We start from the raw sequence: 2,456 nt of genomic DNA, 5'->3' as shown, positions 1-2,456 counted from the left end.
CAGGGCCGCTTCATCATTGTCATGCCTCTCGGTTTTTAAAGGTCACTACAGGTTACACAAATAACACCGCTCGCGCCGAAAAGAAGCGGTGAAAATTCCGACCCAATGGCATCAGGTGATGAAATCCACCGCGACGATAGTTTCGGCCGCCTCGCGCATGTAGGCCAACACCGGCGCGTGCACCGGGTGGGTCTGGTACGCATCCAGACCGGCCAGGTCGTCGAAACGAGCGATGAGCGCCAGATCGTAGGATCGCCCGGAGTGGAGAACGTCCTCGCCCACTTCGATAGCTAACAGCGTGGGAATGTTGCCGGCGAGCGTATCGAGCCGGGCGCGCGCTTGCGCCACGCTCCCCGGACTGCGATCCTTAAACTTGAAAAGGACAACGTGTGTCAACATCGTTTCACCCAATGGCGCGCGAGTATAGCGACGCCACATAATTGTACCTGAGGTTTTTTACTTACCTTTGTTGCTATAGATAGGATTTGTACTGGCGGGTGACCGTATTGCTCTCGCCCAGTAACTCAAAGATCGCTTCCATGACCGCGCGAGTGCGGGCGCGGGCGTCGCCGGTTTCCTGATTATAGGCAGCCAACAGGCTATACAACGCCGCCGACGGTTCCTTGCGCGACCAGGCGGCGAGCGCGGCGTGATGGTGCTCCGCCGTCGCCCCACTCTGGGGCGCGTGGCACAGATAGCCAGCCAGTGGCAGCAGCCGGCTGGCTTCGCTACCACCGAGACCTTGTAACAGCCGCTCGGCGGCGCAGCCATCGCCCCGGCTCAGCAGCTCGCGCGCCTGCCGCAGGCGGGTAGCCGGGTCCTGGGGCGGCTCGGGCGAGCGCTGTTGTGCTGGACGGTCGCCGACGTTCTTCCGGATGAACTGGCGCACGGCCGGCTCCGGCAGCGCGCCGACGAACTCGTCTACGACGCGCCCGTCGCGGAATGCCTTCACGTTGGGGATGCCGCGCACGTGGTAGCGCCGGGCGAGGTCAGGGTTTTCGTCGCTATTGATCTTCGCCAGCACAAAGCCGCTGTCCGGTTCGGCCGCCAGCCGCTCCAGCACCGGGCTGAGCATCCGGCACGGCCCACACCACGGCGCCCAAAAGTCCACGACGACCAACTCCTCGGCCGAGTGTTGCAGCACATCCCTCTCAAAACTCAACTCATTGACATCGATGATTGCACTCATACGTCCTCCCGAGGCGGCGGGTCAAAGCCAGAGCACTTCGGCTGCCGCGCGCTGTTCTTATCGGCTACATACATACATCTAACACCATTCTTACGTCCCCATTCTACCTTAAGGCGTATGCGGTGGGCGATCTTCGGAAGCCCTGCGTTGCGCCCAACACCCCAATCCGTGTCTACCGCGCCTTATTAGACGCAACAAACTGAATAAGCACTCGGAGGTGTACGCATGGCTAGTAGAAATCGTTGGCTCCCCGCGCGCGCGTGGGACCGCGACTTGTTTGAAGAGATGGATCGCATGTTTGACGAGCCCTTTTTCGGCCGCCGCGGGATGGACCGCGAGCAGAATTGGGGCCTCCCTCTCGATGTGGCCGAGAACGAGAACAACTACGTCGTCCGCGCGTCGATCCCCGGCATCAACCCCGATGACCTGGACATCTCCCTGACCGACAACGTCCTGACCATTCGCGGCGAGATGAAGCATGAGAGCGAAGACACGGGCGACCGCTGGGTCGTACGCGAGCGGCGCGGCGGCAGCTTCACCCGCAGCATCAGCTTCCCAATGGCTGTGGACTCGGAGCGCGCCGAGGCGTCGTGCGAGAACGGCGTGCTGACGTTGCGCCTGCCCAAAGTGGAGACGGCCCGGCCGCGGCGTATCAACATCGGCGGCGGCAGCGGCCGCCGTGTGGTTGAGGGGCAGACGGCCGGGACGGTGGCCGCCAGCGGCCAGGCGGGCGCCACACCGACCGGCAACCGCCCCGCCAGCAGCGCGGGCTGGCCGGAAGGGCAAGCCACCACCGATGTACCCCAGACGGAGAGCCAGCGCGAGGGCATAGGCTGGACTGAGGGGCAAAGCACCGAGGGCTGGGAGCAGGGCGAGCCTCACAGCGGCGGCTGGACGGAAGGCCAGAGCGAGACCTGGGACGAGAAGACCCCGCGCAGCGCCGGTTGGACGGAAGGACAGCGCGGCCAGTCGTAACGCCTAGTATCTGGCCTAAAACGCCGAACAGATAGCGAACGATAAGAGGCAGCCTGGTGGCTGCCTCTTTCACATGGTCTAGCGCCTAGCTTCCTCTAACATCCTTCTTACCCATTTCTGACTTCGTGGTAGCATAATAGGGCACAGTGGACGAATAGGCTTATTCAGCGTGTCCGCGGCCGAGCACGAGAGAGATTCAAGTCTGATTATGGAATACAAGGATTATTACAAGACGCTGGGCGTCAAAAAGAACGCCAGCGCCGATGACATCAAAAAAGCATATCGCAAGCTG

Annotated in this window: 4 protein-coding genes; 2 read left to right on the top strand and 2 right to left on the bottom strand. The window is 62.1% G+C overall.

Annotation, left to right across the window (positions count from 1 at the left end; genetic code table 11):
• Positions 1-111: 111 nt before the first annotated feature.
• Positions 112-399: a Dabb family protein gene (locus ACE3UY_RS08030; protein WP_374687023.1), complete on the bottom strand. Its 288-nt coding sequence runs from the start codon at positions 397-399 to the stop codon at positions 112-114.
• Positions 400-472: 73 nt separating this feature from the next.
• Positions 473-1,189, bottom strand: a complete 717-nt coding sequence (gene trxA, locus ACE3UY_RS08025) for a thioredoxin (RefSeq protein ID WP_374687022.1) — start codon at positions 1,187-1,189, stop codon at positions 473-475.
• A gap of 294 nt (positions 1,190-1,483) precedes the next feature.
• Between trxA and ACE3UY_RS08020 the strand changes: the two genes are divergently transcribed.
• Positions 1,484-2,164 carry an Hsp20 family protein gene (locus tag ACE3UY_RS08020; protein WP_374687021.1) on the top strand — a complete coding sequence of 227 codons (681 nt, stop codon included), beginning with the start codon at positions 1,484-1,486 and terminating at the stop codon, positions 2,162-2,164.
• A 208-nt stretch (positions 2,165-2,372) separates the two neighbouring features.
• The coding region (locus tag ACE3UY_RS08015) for a DnaJ domain-containing protein (RefSeq protein WP_374687024.1) at positions 2,373-2,456 on the top strand (84 nt) is incomplete at its 3' end.

It is taken from the genome of Promineifilum sp. (SeqCode), assembly GCF_041918635.1.
In the GTDB taxonomy this organism is placed as follows: Bacteria; Chloroflexota; Anaerolineae; order Promineifilales; family Promineifilaceae; genus Promineifilum.
Note: the sequence above shows the minus strand (reverse complement) of the source record. Positions and strands in the feature narration are given on the sequence as shown.